This is a genomic window from Leifsonia sp. Y862, from assembly GCF_057669585.1.
Window position 1 is genome coordinate 661,699 of record NZ_JBYHFR010000001.1, and the last position, 16,710, is coordinate 678,408.

A 16,710-nucleotide genomic window follows, 5' to 3' on the forward strand; every position below is an offset into this window, starting at 1 on the left:
TGTCGACACGTCGATGAGGCTGCAGCCGTTCCGGGGGGCGGAATGGCGGTGGCAGGTCATAGTGTGGATGCTTGTCGACGAAAGGCGCTTCATGGCAGGGATTCAACTGGGGACTCACGCACCAGCCGTGCGGATCATCGCCCATCTCAGTGACACACATTTCCTGGCAGACGATGCCCTGCTGCACGGGCGCGTAGAAACCGATGGCACCGTGCATCGCGCGATGGAGCAGCTGGAGCGCTCTGGCCTCCGACCCGACGCCCTCGTCATCACCGGTGACATAGCCGACAGGGGTGAGCCTGCCGCTTACCGCAGGGTGAGGGGCATCGTGGAGGCGGCAGCGCACCGCATGGGATCACAGCTCGTGTGGGTGATGGGCAACCACGACGTCAGGGCCGCATTTCGGGCAGAGCTGCTCGATGAAGCGCCATCCGCCGGCAATGCTCGGAGCGACCAGGCGGATGCCGAGATGGATGCTCCCGTCGACAGGGTCATCGACTGCGCTGGGCTGCGTATTGTCTCGATCGACACGAGCGTGCCCGGCTACCACCATGGGGCGCTGTCCCAGGAACAACTCGACTGGTTGAGCGGCGTGCTGGCTACGCCTGCCCCACTCGGGACGTTGCTCGCGCTGCACCACCCGCCGATACCGACAGCGCTCCCGCTCATGGGCATCCTGGAACTGCAGGAGCAGGGCGCGCTCGCCGACGTCGTGCGAGGCAGCGACATTCGAGCGATTATGGGCGGCCACCTGCACCATGCCTCGACCGGTATGTTCGCCGGCATCCCCGTCTCGGTAGCCGCCGCCACCTGCTACACCATGGACGCCACCGCACCGGTCAGGGAACTCACCGGACTGATCGGCGGACAATCGATCAACCTGGTTCACGTCTACGACGATCAGATCGTGCACTCGGTCGTTCCCCTTGGTCGATTCGACACCGCCAGTCACTTCGCCGACGCGTATCTGGCCCGCATGGAAGCGCTGAGCCCGGCGGACCGCCTCGACGCATTCTCCCGACAGCCGTGAGTGGCCGATGAACGTTGATGCAGCGGTCGACGCGTTTGTCGACGCCCTCGCTCTCGAGCGTGGATTCTCGGAGAACACCATCAGGGCGTATCGCACCGATCTGGGCCAGCTCAGCGCATTCCTCGCCGAACGGTCCATCGACAGCACAAGCCTGCTCACTCTCGATGTGCTGCGCGACTGGCTCTGGATCGGTACACAGGCCGGGTTGGCGAGAGCCACGCTCGCGCGGCGCTCGTCGTCGGTTCGCGGATTCACTGCCTGGTTGGAACGGACGGGTGTCTCGCCGACAGACCCGGGCGCACGGCTGCGCTCGCCGAAGCCAGGGCGCAGTTTGCCGAGAGTCATCAGCCGGGCGCAGATGGATGAGCTCCTGCACTCCTTGAGCGCCCGCGCCGCCACGGCCGACCCGGTCGCACTGCGCGACCTGGCAGTCGTCGAGTTGCTCTACGCCTCCGCGCTTCGAGTGTCGGAGTTGGTCGGATTGGATATCGCCGACGTCGATCTCGATCGCTTAACGGTCAAGGTCCTCGGTAAGGGATCGAAGGAACGCGTCGTCCCCTTCGGCGTACCAGCCCAGTCAGCGATTGTGGACTACGTACGGATCGCCAGACCACAACTCGAGCCGACGGCGGGTTCCCGTGCACTGTTCGTGGGAGGCAATCACCAGCGGCTGGGGGTGCGGTCCGTCTATCGGCTGGTCGCCAGCATCCTGGGCGAGATTCCAGGGAACGGGCCGGCCGGTCCGCACGCGCTACGGCACACCGCGGCGACCCACCTCCTCGATGGAGGCGCCGACCTGCGTGCCGTGCAGGAAATGCTCGGTCACGCGAGTCTTGGCACCACACAGATCTACACCCACGTCTCCGCAGAACGGCTCAAGGAGAGCTACCAGCTCTCGCATCCGCGCGCCTGACGTCGCATGGAGTGAGGTGTCGTGTGCCTGCCCGGTGTCGGTCATACTCGCAGTGCGCTAGTTAGAGCTGCTTCACTCCTCATCGACGGGCAGGAGTATGGCCAACGGCACGCCGCCGAGAAAGCGGAGCGGAGAGACGTAACTCCCGTGCAGACGTACGCCGAGATGCAGGCAGCGTGCCGCGCAGTGCCCGCCTGATTCGAGTCCACCCGAATCGATCGTGGCGATCACCTGCCCGGCCACGACGCGCTCTCCAGCGGTGACCAGGGGGATGACGGGCTCCACGCTGGCCAGAAGATCTCCGTCGATCGCCAGCGTGAGCACGCCGCGATCAACCACCCTGCCCGCGAACGAGACCACGCCGCCCGAAGGGGCATAGACGGCTTCGCCTGGCTGGCTCGCAATATCGATCCCTCGATGCCCGGAGGCGTAGGCGGTCAGCGGGGCTTCGAAGCCACCCACGACGGTGTGGGGTGGCACCAGCGGCCACACCCACACGGGATTCTGTGTGGTCGATGAGCGGATGGCCGATGCAGATGCAGATGCAGATGCCGCTGCTGCCCCTGCCGGAGCTGCCGGGGCAGCCGCGGAGGCCGTTGCGGTAACGGTTGCGCCCATGGCAACGAGGACAGAAACCAAGACAGGGATCACCTTCATGGCATCAGGATGTCCTGGCAGGCGTGCCCGACATTGCCAGGGGAGAGACCAGGGGACACTCCGGCCGGACGGGCCGATGTGGAGGGGCTGCTGTCGTGGTGCGTCGCACGCGCAGAGTGGCAGCAGAATGGTCTGCGGGGATGCTAAGATTTTCCCTGCAGCGCTCATGCGCTGACTACGCGCGCCCGTTCGTGCACACTTCCATCGGTCCGAGCCTCCCAGGGGCAAGGCGGGGGTGTGTTGGGCGCCAGGTGTGGTGGTCGCTCGATCATCGCAGAAACCGATTGGTGTTTTGCCTGCCATGCAGGAACACCGGATAAGGAGTACGGCTCATGGCCGTCGTAACAATCCGCCAGCTGCTTGACAGCGGCGTCCACTTCGGACACCAGACTCGTCGTTGGAACCCGAAGATGAAGCGCTTCATCCTGACCGAGCGCTCGGGCAGCCACATCATCGACCTTCAGCAGTCCCTCGTGCACATCGACCGCACGTACGACTACGTCAAGGAGACCGTCGCACACGGCGGAACCATCCTCTTCGTTGGTACCAAGAAGCAGGCTCAGGGCGCTATCGCCGAGCAGGCAACCCGCGTGGGCCAGCCCTACGTCAACCAGCGTTGGCTCGGTGGCCTCCTCACCAACTTCCAGACCGTTTCAAAGCGTCTGGCTCGCATGAAGGAACTCGAAGAGGTCGACTTCGACGACACGACTCGCGGTTACACCAAGAAGGAACTCCTCATTCAGAAGCGTGAGCTTGTGAAGCTGCAGAAGAGCCTCGGTGGTATCCGTAACCTCACGAAGACCCCGTCGGCAATCTGGATCGTTGACACCAAGAAGGAGCACCTCGCCATTGACGAGGCGCACAAGCTCGGCATCCCCGTCATCGCAATCCTCGACACGAACTGCGACCCCGACGACGTTCAGTACCCGATCCCGGGCAACGACGACGCCATCCGCTCGGTCGGCCTGCTGACCCGCATCATCGCAGACGCAGCAGCTGAGGGCCTCATCCAGCGCCACCAGAAGCCTGAAGAAGGCGTCGAAGTTGAGCCGCTGGCTGCATGGGAAGCAGAGCTTCTCCAGGCTTCAGAGACCGCAGACGCTGACGCAACTCCTGCACAGTCCTCTGCTGAGACTGAGAAGGTTGCCGACGCAACCGTTGCAGCCGCAGAAGCTGATTTCATTGAGGGCGAAGTTGCTGCAGTAGTTGCAGAGACCGTCGCCGCAGAAGAGACCAAGTAAGGAATCCCGGTATGGCAAACTTCAGCCTCGAAGACGTCAAGGCTCTCCGTGAGCGCCTTGGCACTGGAATGGTCGACACCAAGAACGCTCTCGTCGAAGCCGAGGGCGACATGGAGAAGGCCGTCGAAATCCTTCGCCTCAAGGGTGCAAAGGGCAACGCCAAGCGCGCTGACCGTTCAACCTCTGAAGGACTCGTCGCAGCAAAGCAGAACGGCAACACCGCCACGCTGATCGAACTCGCTTGCGAGACCGACTTCGTTGCAAAGGGTGACAAGTTCGTTGCACTGAGCGAGAAGGTTCTGGATGCGGTTTCCGCAGCCGGCGCCACCACGCTCGAAGAAGCACTTGCTGCTCCGGCCGGATCGCAGACAGTTGCAGACCTCATCAACGATGAGGCAGCAATCCTCGGCGAGAAGATCGAACTCCGTCGCGTTGCCTCCGTCACCGGAGAGAACTTCGCGATCTACCTGCACAAGACCAGCAAGGACCTGCCCCCGCAGGTCGGCGTTGTTCTGGGCTACTCAGGTGACGACGCAGAGACCGCTCGCAGCATTGCGCAGCACATCTCGTTCGCAAACCCGGAGTACCTGGCTCGCGAAGACGTTCCTGCTGAGGCCGTTGAGTCTGAGCGCAAGATCGTCACCGAGATCTCGAAGAACGAAGGCAAGCCTGAGGCTGCCCTTCCGAAGATCGTTGAAGGCCGCGTCAACGCGTTCTTCAAGCAGGTCGCACTCCTCGAGCAGGACTACGCAAAGGACAACAAGTTGTCCGTCAGCAAGGTCCTTGCAGACGCAGGCCTGACCGTATCGGGCTTCGCCCGCTTCAAGGTCGGCGCCTAAGTTTCACAATGAAGGAGATCGGATTGCCTCGGCGATCCGGTCTCCTTTTCTGTGCGCGTCACCACTTTTGATCCGGCCACGCCGGTAGTTTGAGCATCAGCAGAACACAGCACCATAGGCAATACACGGACGACAGCCGTACGGGCAGGTCGCAATGGAAGGTTTCGCACCGCATGAATGATTCACCAAAAAAGCGCAGGGTACTTCTCAAACTTTCCGGAGAGGCATTCGGGGGCGGCTCCCTCGGTGTCAACCCAGACGTCGTCGGTGCTCTCGCGCGTGAAATCGCTGAGGCTGCCAAGGTCGTCGAGATCGCAATCGTTGTCGGCGGCGGTAACTTCTTCCGCGGTGCTGAACTGTCGCAGCGCGGCATGGACCGTGGACGTGCCGACTACATGGGAATGCTCGGCACGGTCATGAACGCCCTTGCCCTGCAGGACTTCCTTGAGCAGGCAGGCGCCGAAACGCGCGTGCAGTCTGCCATTGCCATGACCCAGGTCGCCGAGCCGTACATTCCTCGCCGCGCCGAGCGTCACCTTGAGAAGGGCCGCGTCGTCATTTTTGGTGCCGGCGCCGGTCTCCCGTATTTCTCGACAGACACCGTTGCCGCGCAGCGCGCACTAGAGATCGATGCCGATGTCGTGCTCGTAGCCAAGAATGGTGTTGATGGGGTCTACTCAGATGACCCCCGTACCAACCCGGATGCGCACAAGATCGACACGATCACCTACCAGGAAGCGTTGCAGCGCGGCTTGAAGGTCGTCGATTCCACCGCATTCAGCCTGTGCATGGACAACGGCATGCCGATGCAGGTCTTCGGAATGGCGCCGGACGGAAACGTCACGGCCGCGATCCTCGGGTCTGAACTCGGCACTCTCGTCTCCAACTAGAATTAGACACGTCCCAAAACCTAAGGAGTCACCGTGATCGCGGATGTCCTGTCAGACACCAGCACCCGTATGAGCAAAGCGCTCGACGCAGCCAAAGAAGACTTTGGGAGCGTGCGCACGGGTCGTGCAAACCCCCAGATGTTCCAGAAGATCCTGGTGAGCTACTACGGAACGCCCACTCCGCTCGGCCAGCTCGCTTCGCTGCACAACCAGGAAGCGCGCACCCTGCTCATCACCCCGTACGACAAGGGTGCACTGCGCGACATTGAGCAGGCCATTCGCGACACCCCAAACCTGGGTGCGAATGTCGGCAATGACGGAACTGTCATCCGCGCCTCGCTGCCCGAGCTGACCACGGAGCGCCGCAAGGAGTTCGTCAAGATCGTGCGCGGCAAGGCCGAAGACGCCAAGGTGTCTGTCCGTAACATCCGCCGCAAGGCCAAGGATGAACTCGACGCACTCAAGAGCGATGTCGGCGACGACGAGGTTGCTCGCGCCGAGAAGGAGCTGGAGCAGCTGACCAAGAGCAACGTCGACGCAATCGACGATGCTCTGAAGCGCAAGGAAACTGAACTCCTCGAGATCTAGGGGAGTCGAGACACCATGACGCCCACCCCAGAGGAAGATCCGCCGCAGTCTCGCGGCCGAGGTGTCAGTCGCGCCGAATTTCGGGCGCAGGTCAAAACTGCGCGTGCCGATATCGAGCGGCAGATGCAGGCGACGCGTGCCCAGATCGATGCCACAAACGAGCGGATCGTGGCCAAGACAGGCAGGAACCTGATCCTGGCCACCCTGATCGGCCTTGTGCTTGGGCTGGCGATGTTGTTCAGCCTGATCTACATCAAAGAGCTGTTCATGATCGTGGCGGTGGTTGCCGCTGGCTTCACGTCGTTCGAGTTGGCTGAAGCGCTGCGGCGGGCGGGGCGCACCGTGCCGCGCATACCTGTGGTCATCTCTGCGGTAGCCGTGGTGCCGAGTGCGTTCTACCTCGGCGCGACCGGCCAGCTGGTTGCGACATTCGCCGGAATCCTGCTGATTGCCCTTTGGCGCCTCGTGCTGCTCATCTGGCCGCGGCACAGGGGCAGCGTTGCATCCGTCTGGGGCGACGTTGGCGCCGGCATCCTGACAGAGGTCTACGTCGTCTTCCTGGCCAGCTTCTCAGTTCTGCTGGTTGCCCAGGATGACGGCCAGTGGTGGACGCTCGCGTTCCTGATCCTGGTGATCGCCTCAGACACAGGTGCTTATGCGGCCGGGTTGTCGTTCGGCAAGCACCCTATGGCACCCAGCATCTCGCCGAAGAAAACGTGGGAAGGCTTTGCGGGAGCAGCTGCAGCCTGCGTGGTCGCCGGAATCTTGTTGGCCATTTTCATGCTCCAGCAGCCCTGGTGGTTCGGCGTTATCTTCGGCCTCGTGATGCTGCTTACCGCCACCTTCGGTGACCTTGCAGAATCCCTGATCAAGCGGGATATCGGCATCAAGGACATGAGCTCATGGCTGCCGGGTCACGGCGGGTTCCTTGATCGACTTGACTCGATCCTGCCGTCGGCTGCTGCCGCATATGCACTATTCCTGATTTTTGCGTAAGCCGCCCGGCTTTCGACAAGTCGCGTCCCAGTGGGAGAGAATAACTCAGTGAGCACAACGTTTCCCCGATCGGGCAAAAAAGCACTCGGATACGACACCGAGCAGGTTGAGGCTTTCCTCGCCGGCGCGAGACGCGCATATGACGGAGAGGGAGACCTCACCGCGCTGAGCATCAGGCACACCGCATTCTCGATGAAGAAGGGCGGCTACGCGCCTGAACTCGTGGATGCTGCGCTGGAGCGCCTCGAAGACGCCTTCGCCGCCAAAGAGCGTGAGCGCGCCGCGGGCACGATCGGTGAGGCCGCATGGCTCGATGAGGCACGTGCGACGGCTCAGGTTGTGATCAACAGGCTCAGTCGCGAGCCCGGACAGCGTTTCGCCCGCACGAGCTTCCTGACCGTCGGCTACAACAAGGCCGATGTCGACCGATTCGCCAACCGGCTCATCAAGTACTTTCAGGATGGTTTCCCCATCACCGTCGACGACGTTCGTACGGTCGTCTTCCGGCCGGCGCGTGGCGGATATCGCGAGAACCAGGTTGATGCCGTGATGGATGCCGTCGTTGACGTCATGCTGGCGGTTCGTTGAGCAGCGATTTGATGACCACCGGCCCGTTATCGTGCTGTTATGCAATATCTGGGCTAGGGTCTTTCTATCGTGGGTAGACATGCGAACGAAATCCAGCCGGCCAGGGCAGCCTTTGTGCCCGCACGACTGGAGCAGCACGTACCCAAACCAGCCAAGCTCCGAATGCGTCGGCCTGCCTCGCGCAGCAAGACGGTACTCTCCATGTTCGGTTTCACGGCTGCGTTCGCCTTTGTGATGGTCACCGTGGTCGATCCGTACTCCGGTGCCACTGCCTCTCCGTATTTCCAGGTCGCCGGCGATCGCTTTGGTGGCCAGGCTGTGCAGCAGGTGACCGTTGCCGGTGCGTTCACGAACACCGTGACCCGCGACAACTTCACTGTGACAGAGAAGCCGAAGCCCGTCGTGGTTGCGCCCGCAGCCAAGAGCTATGCCGTTGGCGCCGCCGCAATCCCCGATCCGGGATCTGCCCAGGCATACGCGTACTCTGCCGTCGCATCCCGTGGCTGGGGAGAAGAGCAGTACAGCTGTCTCGTGTCGCTGTGGAACCGTGAATCCGGATGGCGCGTCAACGCGGCAAACCCGTCTGGCGCCTATGGCATCCCGCAGGCACTGCCTGGGTCGAAGATGTCCTCTGCGGGAGCTGACTGGGAAACCAACGCCAACACCCAGATCGAATGGGGTCTTGGTTACATCACCGGCCGCTACGGCACGCCATGCGGCGCGTGGGCACACTCCGAAGACGCCGGCTGGTACTAGCCCTAGACTTGACGGATGCCACGCAGTAATCGTCCCCACGGTCGCCGATCCGATGGCTCACGTGACGACGACGAAGACGGCCTGTCACGCATGATTGCCGGCTGGAAGCGCACCGAAAGCCGACGCGATGGAGCGTGGAACGTGCAGCCCATCTCGGCGAAGCAGGCGATCAAGAGCTACTCATGTCCCGGCTGCAACCTGCAGATCGCTCCGGGTGTTGCGCATGTCGTCGCGTGGAAAGCGGATGGCCTGATGGGCGATTCGGCAGACCTCGCCGCGCGTCGGCACTGGCACTCACACTGCTGGAAACTGAAATGACCCAGCCAGAAGCAGGAGTTGTCGTGACCGATACCGTCGAAATCCGAAGCGGGATCGAGCTTGCCGCCGTACGGGAGAACATCGAGCTGGTCACCAGCGATGGCTTGACCCTCGTTGGAGAGCTCGCGCTTCCGGTGAATCGCACCCCGGTCGCCACGCTGGTGACGCTGCATCCGCTGCCCACTCACGGCGGGTATATGGACTCGCACATTCTGCGCAAGGCGTCGAGCCGACTGCCCGCGCTGGCCGATCTCGCGGTCTTGCGGTTCAACACCCGCGGCACGTCCTCGCCACGAGGGACGAGCGAGGGTGAGTTCGGTGACGGCGTCACCGAAGCAGCAGATGTCGAGGCCGCGATGGCCTTCATCGAATCGAGGGGCCTGCCGCGCCCGTGGCTGCTTGGCTGGTCATTTGGAACCGAACTCGCCCTGAAGTACGGTCGCCGCTATCCCATTGAAGGCGTCATCCTGTTGTCGCCCCCGCTGAGACGAACCACGGCCGCTGAGTTGGCTGCGTGGCACGGTGATGAGCGTCGTATGATCGCGCTCATCCCGGAGTTCGACGATTTCCTGCGGCCGGAGGAAGCCGCGATGAAGTTCGCTGCTGTTCCTCACGCCCAGGTCATTGCCGTCGAAGATGGCAAGCACCTGTGGGTGGGGGAGAAGCAGAGCAGGCGGGTCTTGAACGAGATCGTCGCCATCGTGAATCCGACAGCCGCGCCGCTACCCACAGAGCTGGCGGCTGACGACCCTCGCCTTGCCGTGAGCTGACACGGCGCCGCAGGCTGTCGCATCCGCTCGCTGAGTGGTGGCGACAGCCCGAGGTGGAACAGCTGTTACAGCTCGTTCTGTCGCGGTATGACGACTTGCTTGATGATCATCAGGATTGACGCGGCCACCGGAATGGCGACCAGGGCGCCGAGCAGTCCCAGCAGCGAACCGCCGGCAAGCGCGGCGATGACGACGACGGCTCCCGGTACCTGGACGGCCCGGTTCATGATGTTCGGGCTCAGCACATACGCCTCGACCTGCATGTAGATCAGGTAGTAAATCGCGGCGACGAACGCGGTGAGCGTTGAGCTCCCGATTCCGGGAATCAGGCAGGTCAGCACGATGATCACAGAGCCCGTGATTGTTCCGACCAACGGAATGAGCGAGAGGGCGAACGCGAGGAAGGCGAGTACCGCGGGGAACGGTGCCCCGATGATCGTCAGGAAGATGAAGCTCAGGATGCCGTTGCAGGAGGCCAGCGCGGCCTGCCCGACGACGTAGCGCCCGACAGACGTGGTGATCTGTTCGGCGATGTCAGCGAAACGTGCACGCTTTGAGGCCGGAACCAGCTGGTACAGACCACGCTTGATCGAACCGAGCGACGCCGTGAAATACAGGGTGAGGATCAGGATGATCAAACCGCCGAAGATGCCGCTGACCACAGCGATACCCGACTGGATCACCGTTGAGGTGATGTTGGTCAGGTTCTCGCCCAGGAAGTCGGTAACCGACGTCGTGATCTTCGGGACGTCAAGGCCGGGGAACTGCTTCTGGATGTCGTCGAGGATTGTCGACGTATTCACCGCATCCATCAGGCGGGGGATGCTCTCGGCCAACTTGGACACCTGGTCGACGATGATCGGCACAATCGCGAAGACGATGCCGGTCAGCACACCAACGACGGCGACGAGGACGCTCAGTATTGCCGCCCATCGCGGGAACTTCTTCTTTTCCAGCCACGACACAGCTGGATCGAGACCGAGTGAGAGGAACAGGGCGGCGCCGACGTAGGTGATGATCGTCTGCAGCGTGATCACCGATGAGATGATCAGCACGCCGAGGCCTGCGCCCAGCGTTGCAATCAGGCCGAACCGGAACGCATTCTGAATCTTCACTGGAACTCCCCGCGTATTGTGCGATTGCCGCGTGTACGACTACTCCGTGACCCGAGACTACTCATCTATCGATGTCACGCGCTCCGCCTGGGTGAGAACGCCTCGCAGGCTTTCAAAGTATCCCGCGACCGCATCGCGCTCAATCCTAATCTGCGCGAGGCGATCTTCGGCGTCTGCCACCAGGATGCGGGTGCGCTCCTCTGCTTCGTCGAGAAGGTCCTTGGCTGCTGCTCGTGCGTCGTGCACAATCTGCTCTGCCTCGTTCTCCGACTGCGCCTTCAACGTCTTGGCTTCTTCACGGGCACCGAAGTCGAGCGTGTCGTTGAGCTCACGAAGCTCAGCCGTGCGCTTGGTCGTTGCCGTGAGCTGCGCTGTGGCCTCGTCCAGGTACTTCTGGGTTTGTGACACGGCCTCCTGGTGACGGCCCAGCTGGTCCTGCTCTGATTCGTCGCGTCGAGCCTTGAGTTCGACCTCAAGGTCGGCGCGGGTCTGGTCGATCTCGCGCTTCTGCTTGGCTGCCTCATGGGCGCCCCGCTTGCGGGCGGCGGTGAGGTCGTTCTCCAGGTCGATGCGAAGCTGCTCGCTTTCGGCGGCGAAGTCGGCCTTGGCCTGTTCGTTCTCGCGGTCGAGGTCGGCCTTGGTCTGCTCGCGCTCTGCCTCGAGGGCAGCGGCGGCACGTTCGGCCTCCCTGGCAAGTGCCGCACGCTTCTTGGCGATCTCGCGGGCGAGATCGGTTCTCGTCTGCTCGCTCTCGACGGCCAGCTCGCTGCGCGCCTGGTCGAGTTCGCGAGCGAGGTCTGTGCGACCCTGCTCGATTTCCTCGGTCAGCGCTGCGCGGGCCTCTTCGATCTCTGCGGCGAGGTCGATGCGGGCATTCTCGGTTTCGGTGGCGAGGTCGATGCGCGCTTGTTCGGTCTCTGCGGCGAGGTCGATGCGGGCCTGCTCTGTCTCCATGGTGAGATCGGCGCGCTGTTGGTCAAGCTCGTGAGCGACCTCAGCGCGCGTCAGCTCGGTCTCGCTGGTCAGCCCGGCAGCGATCTCGCGTGCCTCAGTGGCTTCTCGCTGTGCGACAACGCGCACCTCTGCGGCTTCACGCTCAGCTTCTGAACGGATGGCTGCGGCTTCACGCTTGACAGTGGCACGCAGCTCAGCGGCCTCTGTGGCGACGGCGCCGCGAATGGCTGCTGCCTCCAGAACGGCTTCCTGGGTGAGGATGGCGTGCTGTTCCTGTGCGCGAACGACATAGTCATCCGCTTCTGCACGGGCGTCGTCAAGAATGCGCGCTGCCTTGATGCTCGCATCGGAGAGGGAGCGCTCTGCGTGCTCTGCCGCGTCCCTCTTAACCCGCTGTGCATCGTCGGATGCCGATGCGCGGAGCTTCTCAGCGTCGATGTCGGCCTGGGCGATGACGCGGGTGGACTGCTCTTCTGCCACGCGAAGCGTGTTCTCGAGCTTGGTGCCGAGGCCGGAGAAGGTGGGGCTGCCGACCTCTTCGATCTCAGCGCTCAGGTCGTCGATGCGCGCGTTCAGGCGCTTGACTTCCTTCGTCGCTTCGACGCCCTGGTTGTTCGCCTGGATCAGGTCGCGGCGCAGGCCCTGGATGGCCTTGTCGACCTCATCCTTGTCGTAGCCACGGAATACCTGGGTGAATTCAGCCTCGTCGTTCGGCACAGTCTCTCCTCGTCAATGGGGCGCAGCCCTCGTCAACATGACGGAATGCGATGCGGCGCCACGGTAATTTTAGTCTGCTTGCCGGGGGGTACACCTCACCTCCCTTTCAGGGGGTTTCCGGTGCACGTTCAGCCCGATCGGGTATCGTGGCACATCCGTGTCTGTTGTCCCGTGGGCCAGATGGGGTCCAGATAGAGGCAGGTCTCCAAATCTGCAGTTGCTACGGGCGACGCAGGAGGGTTTATAAGTGCGTTTTGTTTTAGCCATTGTGGCGTTTGTTCTCGCCGCAGTCATGCTGGTATTCGGCATCGCCCAGCGAACCATTTTCCTTGAGCCGTCATCGACGCCGCTCTCAGCGACCATTGAAGACAGTGCACCGTACGCCGTGCTGACCCCTGACGCCCTCAGTGCCCATGAAGGTGCGCAAACCATCACGCTGCATGGTGAGGGAACGGTGTTCATGGCCTACGGGCGAACAGCGGATGTCGAAGCCTGGCTTGGTTCGTCTTCACACGCAGTCGTCTCATACTCGTCAGACGACGGGGAATTCGCGACCACTGTCTCGGAGACCGCGCCGAGCGGAGCTGCTGGCGCGATGACTGACGCCGCAGCCACGCCGGCGGCCACGATCACCGACCCTGCCGGATCTGACCTGTGGCTCGAAGAATTCACGGCAGAAAAGACACTGACCACCACGATCAACGTGCCGGACGATATTTCAGTGATCATCGCAGCAGACGGCACAGCCCCTGCACCAACCGATGTGTCGGTGTCGTGGCCTGTCGACAATTCAACGCCATGGGCCGGACCGCTCATCGTCGGCGGCGCCGCACTGCTGGTTATCGGCCTCGCTCTCTATGCGTTGGCACTCCTGCACATGCGTCGCTCCCGCGGACCTCGTCGTAACCTGCCGCGCGGCCCTCGCATGCCGAAGCTGCCCCGCGCACCCCGGCCGAAGACCATCAAGGCCAGCGAGATCACTCGCGGCCCGAAGTCAATTTCGAAGTCGATGGCCGCGCTCGTGCCTGTGGTCGTGGTTTCCAGCCTCGTTCTCAGCGGATGCTCCGCCGAGTTCTGGCCGCAGGGCAGCGATCCGTCTGACAGTGCAACCAGTTCGTCTGGCGCTGTCGGGGACGCAGATTCTGACCTCAGCACGGCGACGCCTGACCCTGCCGCTGCCGTGGTGGAGCCGGCCGTGACCGTGCCGCAGCTCGAACGCATCGTTGACAAGATCTCCACGCTGACGACGGACGCTGACGCGACGTTGAACGCCGACGCGATCAAAACCCGTTTCACGGGCCCCGCCCTTGAACAGCGCCTCGCCAACTACAAGATTCGCGCCGTTACGCCAGAGTACGCGGCACCCGTCGCGCTCCCAGGCTCGCCGCTCAACCTCACGCTGCCACAGCAGGCGTCTGGCTGGCCGCGCGTTGTCATGACGATGATCATCGACGAGGACGACGCGACGGTTCCGCCGACGGCACTCGTGCTGAGGCAGGAAACCGCTCGGTCCAACTACCAGGTGCAGAGCGCCGTGCAGTTGGAGGCATCCGCTGAAATCACCGGCGGTGTTGCGCCGGCGACCATCGGTGCACCGGTTGTGGCCCCGGAGTCCAAACTGCAGCTGATGGCCCCTGACCAGCTCGCATCCTCGTATGCCGACATCCTGATGAACGGGGAGGCGAGCCAGTTCTACAGCCTCTTCGAGGGTGAAGGCGACTCGCTGCGTGCCCAGATCGGTGTCGACAAGATGAACGAGTGGCGCGCTGCGCTGCCGTCGACCGCGTCGATCGAATTCTCGCGGGCCGCAGGCACCGGTACTCCGGTTGCTCTCGGCACCAACGATGCCGGCGCGATCGTCGCGGTGAGCATGACAGAGACCGAGGTCGTCAAACCCGTTGATAGCGGGGCTACGGTGAGTCCTGAGGGTGGAAGCAAGGCGCTGTCCGGCGTCTCGGCTACGGCCAAGGGCATCCAGAGTAACTATGAAGACCAGCTGCTGTTCCTCGTGCCGCCGGCTGGGTCAACCGACAAAATCGTACTCCTGGGATTCTCCAGGGGACTGATCTCATCTGCGGAGCTGCAATGACCAATATGACCCCTCCTGGCGGCAACCTGCGCGGAGCCGTTGACCTGTCCTCTCTCGTGAACCGGCCGGCCGCTGGCGGCGCGCCGACCGCGGCAGCAGGGGATACCGCAGCAGCTGCGGCCGGTCCCATTCCGGTGCCCAGCCTGATCCTCGATGGCACGGACGCGAACTTCGGTGAGCTCCTTGAGCTATCGAACTTCGTCCCGGTGATCGTTGACCTGTGGGCGGAGTGGAGCGAGCCGTGCAAGCAGCTCACCCCCGTGCTGGAGAAGTTGATCACCGAATACGGTGGGCGTTTCGTGCTTGCGAAGGTCGATGTCGACGGGAACCCGCAGCTCACCCAGGCGTTCCAGGCGCAGTCGATTCCGACAGTTGCCGCCGTCATCAACGGGCAGCCGGTGCAGTTGTTCGCCGGCGCCCTGCCAGAAGGCGAGGTGCGCGACGTGTTCGAGCGTGTGCTCGAGCTGGCAGCCCAGCACGGCGTGACGGGCACCGCGTTCGTGCCTGCGGGTGACAATAGCGCTGAGAACACCTCAGATGCCCCTTCGGAGCCGGTGGAGCCCGAACTGCCCCCGCACCACCGAGAGGCATACGACGCCATCGAGCGCGGCGACTACCCGGCGGCTATCGCTGAGTACAAGTTGGCCATTGCCCAGGACCCGCGCGACACCATGGCCGTTGCCGGTCTTGCCCAGGTCAGCCTGTTGCACCGCCTGCAGGGCAAGACGCTCGACGAGATCCGCTCAGGCGCCGCCGCCGCACCGGACGATCTCGATGCCCAGTTGCTCGTGGCAGACCTCGATCTGTCTGGTGGGCACGTCGAGGACGCATTCGATCGGTTACTCACGCTCTTCCCGAAGCAGGACGCTGCGGGCAAGAACGCGATCCGTGAGCGCATCCTTGAACTCTTCGAGGTCATCGGCCTCGACGACCCGCGCGTTGCACCGACTCGCGCCAGGCTCACCGCGCTGCTCTACTAGCCGTACGGCACTGCTGACGAGCTGCTCGACCCCAGGCCGCACAGCTCTAGGAGCTGAACGGCACTGCGTGTAGCGTCGGGGCATGACTGACCGGCGCGACTTCACGATTGACGTCCCGACCGAGACTCTGGTCAATTTGCGCGAGCGCCTGGAGGGGACGCGTTTCTCGCGTCCGGTCGGTGAGGGCTGGGAAGCGGGCACTGACCCGGACTACCTCGCCGACTTCGTGACGTCCTGGGCGCACGACTTCGACTGGCGTGTCACCGAAGTGTCCGTGAACCAGCTGCCGCAGAAGCTTGTGCGCGTGTCTGGGACCGATATTCATGTGATCCACGTTTCGGCCCAAGCGGATGCAGGTCAACCGCCCGCGATTCCCCTCGTGCTGACGCACGGCTGGCCGAGCTCGTTTTTCGAGTTTCTTCCCGTGATCGGACCGTTGACCGATCCAGCGCGCCACGGTGGCGATGCCGCTGACGCATTCGATGTCGTCATTCCCTCCCTCCCTGGCTTCGGGTTCTCCTCTCGACTAGCGGATGGCCCGACAGAGCCGTCCCGGATCGCCGACCTCTGGGTGGAGCTGATGGACACACTCGGCTACGGACGCTTCGGTGCGTATGGCGGCGACATCGGATCGCATGTCACTAACTTTCTCGGGGCACGGCACGCTGACCGTCTAGTGGGGGTGTTCACCCACCATCCGAATCTGCACCCCGATCTTGACCCTGACGTTCCGCTCTCCGCGGCCGAGCAGCTCTACGTCCAGCAGCGGAGTGCCGATGCCGGTGGCAGGGATGACAGCTACGCAGCGGTACAGGCTGCCAGGCCTAATTCCCTCGCGCCAGGACTGTCAGATTCCCCAGCAGGCCTCGCCGCCTGGCTGATCGAGAAATACCGGGAATGGAGTGATTGCGATGGTCGTCTCGAGTCGGCACTCGACCGCCAGACGTTGATGAACATCGCCACGTTGTACTGGGTCACCAACTCGATCGGCACGTCGTTCCTGCCGTACTACGACGAGGAAGCGACCCCGCCCCTACCACCGGTCACCGCTCCTGCTGGACTGATACTCACCCCGGAGGACGCAAACTACCCGCGCGAGTTCGCAGCCAGAGCCTATCGCGACATCCGTCTCTGGCGAGGTCCTGAGCCCGGCGGCCATTTCCTCGCGCTTGAACAGCCTGAACGTCTCGTTCGCGACCTTCGCGACTTCTACCGGCCATTCCGTGCTCGGTCCGCTCAGGGGTCGAGTGAGTCTTCCGGCGTGTGACT

The 16,710-nt window shown here is 63.1% G+C and carries 17 protein-coding genes; 14 read left to right on the forward strand and 3 right to left on the reverse strand.

Features of this window, described 5'->3' with window-relative positions; genetic code table 11:
- Positions 1–91: 91 nt before the first annotated feature.
- Together AC25Z0_RS03145 and AC25Z0_RS03150 are read left to right on the forward strand one after the other, a co-directional pair.
- A complete protein-coding gene (locus AC25Z0_RS03145) occupies positions 92–1,030 on the forward strand; it encodes a phosphodiesterase (RefSeq protein ID WP_488132281.1) in 939 nt (312 codons plus the stop codon).
- A 7-nt stretch (positions 1,031–1,037) separates the two neighbouring features.
- Positions 1,038–1,943 (forward strand): tyrosine recombinase XerC, encoded by a 906-nt coding sequence (locus AC25Z0_RS03150; protein WP_488132282.1) that lies wholly within the window; start codon positions 1,038–1,040, stop codon positions 1,941–1,943.
- A 72-nt stretch (positions 1,944–2,015) separates the two neighbouring features.
- Here the strand turns inward: AC25Z0_RS03150 and AC25Z0_RS03155 are convergent, their stop codons facing one another.
- Positions 2,016–2,600 carry a murein hydrolase activator EnvC family protein gene (locus AC25Z0_RS03155; protein WP_488132283.1) on the reverse strand — a complete coding sequence of 195 codons (585 nt, stop codon included), beginning with the start codon at positions 2,598–2,600 and terminating at the stop codon, positions 2,016–2,018.
- A 332-nt stretch (positions 2,601–2,932) separates the two neighbouring features.
- Between AC25Z0_RS03155 and rpsB the strand changes: the two genes are divergently transcribed.
- From rpsB to AC25Z0_RS03200, 9 genes are all read left to right on the forward strand, one after another.
- Complete coding sequence (rpsB, locus tag AC25Z0_RS03160; RefSeq protein WP_488118804.1) at positions 2,933–3,841, forward strand: 30S ribosomal protein S2; 909 nt, start codon at positions 2,933–2,935, stop codon at positions 3,839–3,841.
- Between the two features lie 11 nt (positions 3,842–3,852).
- Positions 3,853–4,680, forward strand: a complete 828-nt coding sequence (tsf, locus tag AC25Z0_RS03165) for a translation elongation factor Ts (protein WP_488132284.1) — start codon at positions 3,853–3,855, stop codon at positions 4,678–4,680.
- 173 nt (positions 4,681–4,853) lie between these two features.
- Entirely contained in the window at positions 4,854–5,570 is a 717-nt protein-coding gene (pyrH, locus tag AC25Z0_RS03170; protein ID WP_488118806.1) for a UMP kinase, read from the forward strand.
- 33 nt (positions 5,571–5,603) lie between these two features.
- The gene (gene frr, locus AC25Z0_RS03175) at positions 5,604–6,158 is read left to right on the forward strand and encodes a ribosome recycling factor (RefSeq protein ID WP_488118807.1); all 555 of its coding nucleotides are present in this window, start codon (positions 5,604–5,606) and stop codon (positions 6,156–6,158) included.
- A 15-nt stretch (positions 6,159–6,173) separates the two neighbouring features.
- On the forward strand, positions 6,174–7,154 hold the full coding sequence (locus tag AC25Z0_RS03180; RefSeq protein WP_488118808.1) for a phosphatidate cytidylyltransferase: 981 nt from the start codon (positions 6,174–6,176) through the stop codon (positions 7,152–7,154).
- 48 nt (positions 7,155–7,202) lie between these two features.
- Positions 7,203–7,742: a DivIVA domain-containing protein gene (locus AC25Z0_RS03185; RefSeq protein WP_488118809.1), complete on the forward strand. Its 540-nt coding sequence runs from the start codon at positions 7,203–7,205 to the stop codon at positions 7,740–7,742.
- Positions 7,743–7,811: 69 nt separating this feature from the next.
- A complete protein-coding gene (locus tag AC25Z0_RS03190; RefSeq protein ID WP_488118810.1) occupies positions 7,812–8,498 on the forward strand; it encodes an aggregation-promoting factor C-terminal-like domain-containing protein in 687 nt (228 codons plus the stop codon).
- Between the two features lie 15 nt (positions 8,499–8,513).
- Positions 8,514–8,816 (forward strand): hypothetical protein, encoded by a 303-nt coding sequence (locus tag AC25Z0_RS03195; protein WP_488118811.1) that lies wholly within the window; start codon positions 8,514–8,516, stop codon positions 8,814–8,816.
- A complete protein-coding gene (locus tag AC25Z0_RS03200) occupies positions 8,813–9,586 on the forward strand; it encodes an alpha/beta hydrolase (protein ID WP_488132285.1) in 774 nt (257 codons plus the stop codon). Before AC25Z0_RS03195 ends, AC25Z0_RS03200 begins: the two co-directional genes overlap by 4 nt.
- Positions 9,587–9,651: 65 nt before the next feature.
- On the opposite strand, the gene AC25Z0_RS03205 is transcribed toward AC25Z0_RS03200, so the two are convergent.
- Both AC25Z0_RS03205 and AC25Z0_RS03210 read right to left on the reverse strand, forming a co-directional pair.
- Positions 9,652–10,701: an AI-2E family transporter gene (locus AC25Z0_RS03205; RefSeq protein WP_488118813.1), complete on the reverse strand. Its 1,050-nt coding sequence runs from the start codon at positions 10,699–10,701 to the stop codon at positions 9,652–9,654.
- A gap of 57 nt (positions 10,702–10,758) precedes the next feature.
- Positions 10,759–12,372 (reverse strand): DivIVA domain-containing protein, encoded by a 1,614-nt coding sequence (locus AC25Z0_RS03210; RefSeq protein WP_488132286.1) that lies wholly within the window; start codon positions 12,370–12,372, stop codon positions 10,759–10,761.
- Positions 12,373–12,619: 247 nt separating this feature from the next.
- Here AC25Z0_RS03210 and AC25Z0_RS03215 point away from each other — a divergent pair, with 247 nt between their 5' ends.
- The 3 genes from AC25Z0_RS03215 to AC25Z0_RS03225 all read left to right on the forward strand — a co-directional run bounded on the left by AC25Z0_RS03215 (position 12,620) and on the right by AC25Z0_RS03225 (position 16,708).
- Positions 12,620–14,461, forward strand: a complete 1,842-nt coding sequence (locus AC25Z0_RS03215) for a DUF8094 domain-containing protein (protein ID WP_488132287.1) — start codon at positions 12,620–12,622, stop codon at positions 14,459–14,461.
- Positions 14,458–15,441, forward strand: a complete 984-nt coding sequence (locus tag AC25Z0_RS03220; RefSeq protein WP_488118816.1) for a tetratricopeptide repeat protein — start codon at positions 14,458–14,460, stop codon at positions 15,439–15,441. The genes AC25Z0_RS03215 and AC25Z0_RS03220 overlap by 4 nt, the downstream gene beginning before the upstream one ends.
- Before the next feature lie 82 nt (positions 15,442–15,523).
- The gene (locus AC25Z0_RS03225) at positions 15,524–16,708 is read left to right on the forward strand and encodes an epoxide hydrolase family protein (RefSeq protein ID WP_488118817.1); all 1,185 of its coding nucleotides are present in this window, start codon (positions 15,524–15,526) and stop codon (positions 16,706–16,708) included.
- The last annotated feature ends 2 nt before the right edge of the window (positions 16,709–16,710 follow it).

What these genes read in the sequence shown, in the direction of transcription:
- AC25Z0_RS03225 (WP_488118817.1), top strand. Translation starts at nt 15,524, where the DNA reads ATGACTGACCGGCGCGACTTCACGATTGACGTCCCGACCGAGACTCTG.
- tsf (WP_488132284.1), top strand. Translation starts at nt 3,853, where the DNA reads ATGGCAAACTTCAGCCTCGAAGACGTCAAGGCTCTCCGTGAGCGCCTT.
- AC25Z0_RS03220 (WP_488118816.1), top strand. Translation starts at nt 14,458, where the DNA reads ATGACCAATATGACCCCTCCTGGCGGCAACCTGCGCGGAGCCGTTGAC.
- rpsB (WP_488118804.1), top strand. Translation starts at nt 2,933, where the DNA reads ATGGCCGTCGTAACAATCCGCCAGCTGCTTGACAGCGGCGTCCACTTC.
- AC25Z0_RS03145 (WP_488132281.1), top strand. Translation starts at nt 92, where the DNA reads ATGGCAGGGATTCAACTGGGGACTCACGCACCAGCCGTGCGGATCATC.
- AC25Z0_RS03200 (WP_488132285.1), top strand. Translation starts at nt 8,813, where the DNA reads ATGACCCAGCCAGAAGCAGGAGTTGTCGTGACCGATACCGTCGAAATC.
- AC25Z0_RS03150 (WP_488132282.1), top strand. Translation starts at nt 1,038, where the DNA reads ATGAACGTTGATGCAGCGGTCGACGCGTTTGTCGACGCCCTCGCTCTC.
- AC25Z0_RS03155 (WP_488132283.1), bottom strand. Translation starts at nt 2,600, where the DNA reads ATGAAGGTGATCCCTGTCTTGGTTTCTGTCCTCGTTGCCATGGGCGCA.
- AC25Z0_RS03195 (WP_488118811.1), top strand. Translation starts at nt 8,514, where the DNA reads ATGCCACGCAGTAATCGTCCCCACGGTCGCCGATCCGATGGCTCACGT.
- AC25Z0_RS03180 (WP_488118808.1), top strand. Translation starts at nt 6,174, where the DNA reads ATGACGCCCACCCCAGAGGAAGATCCGCCGCAGTCTCGCGGCCGAGGT.
- pyrH (WP_488118806.1), top strand. Translation starts at nt 4,854, where the DNA reads ATGAATGATTCACCAAAAAAGCGCAGGGTACTTCTCAAACTTTCCGGA.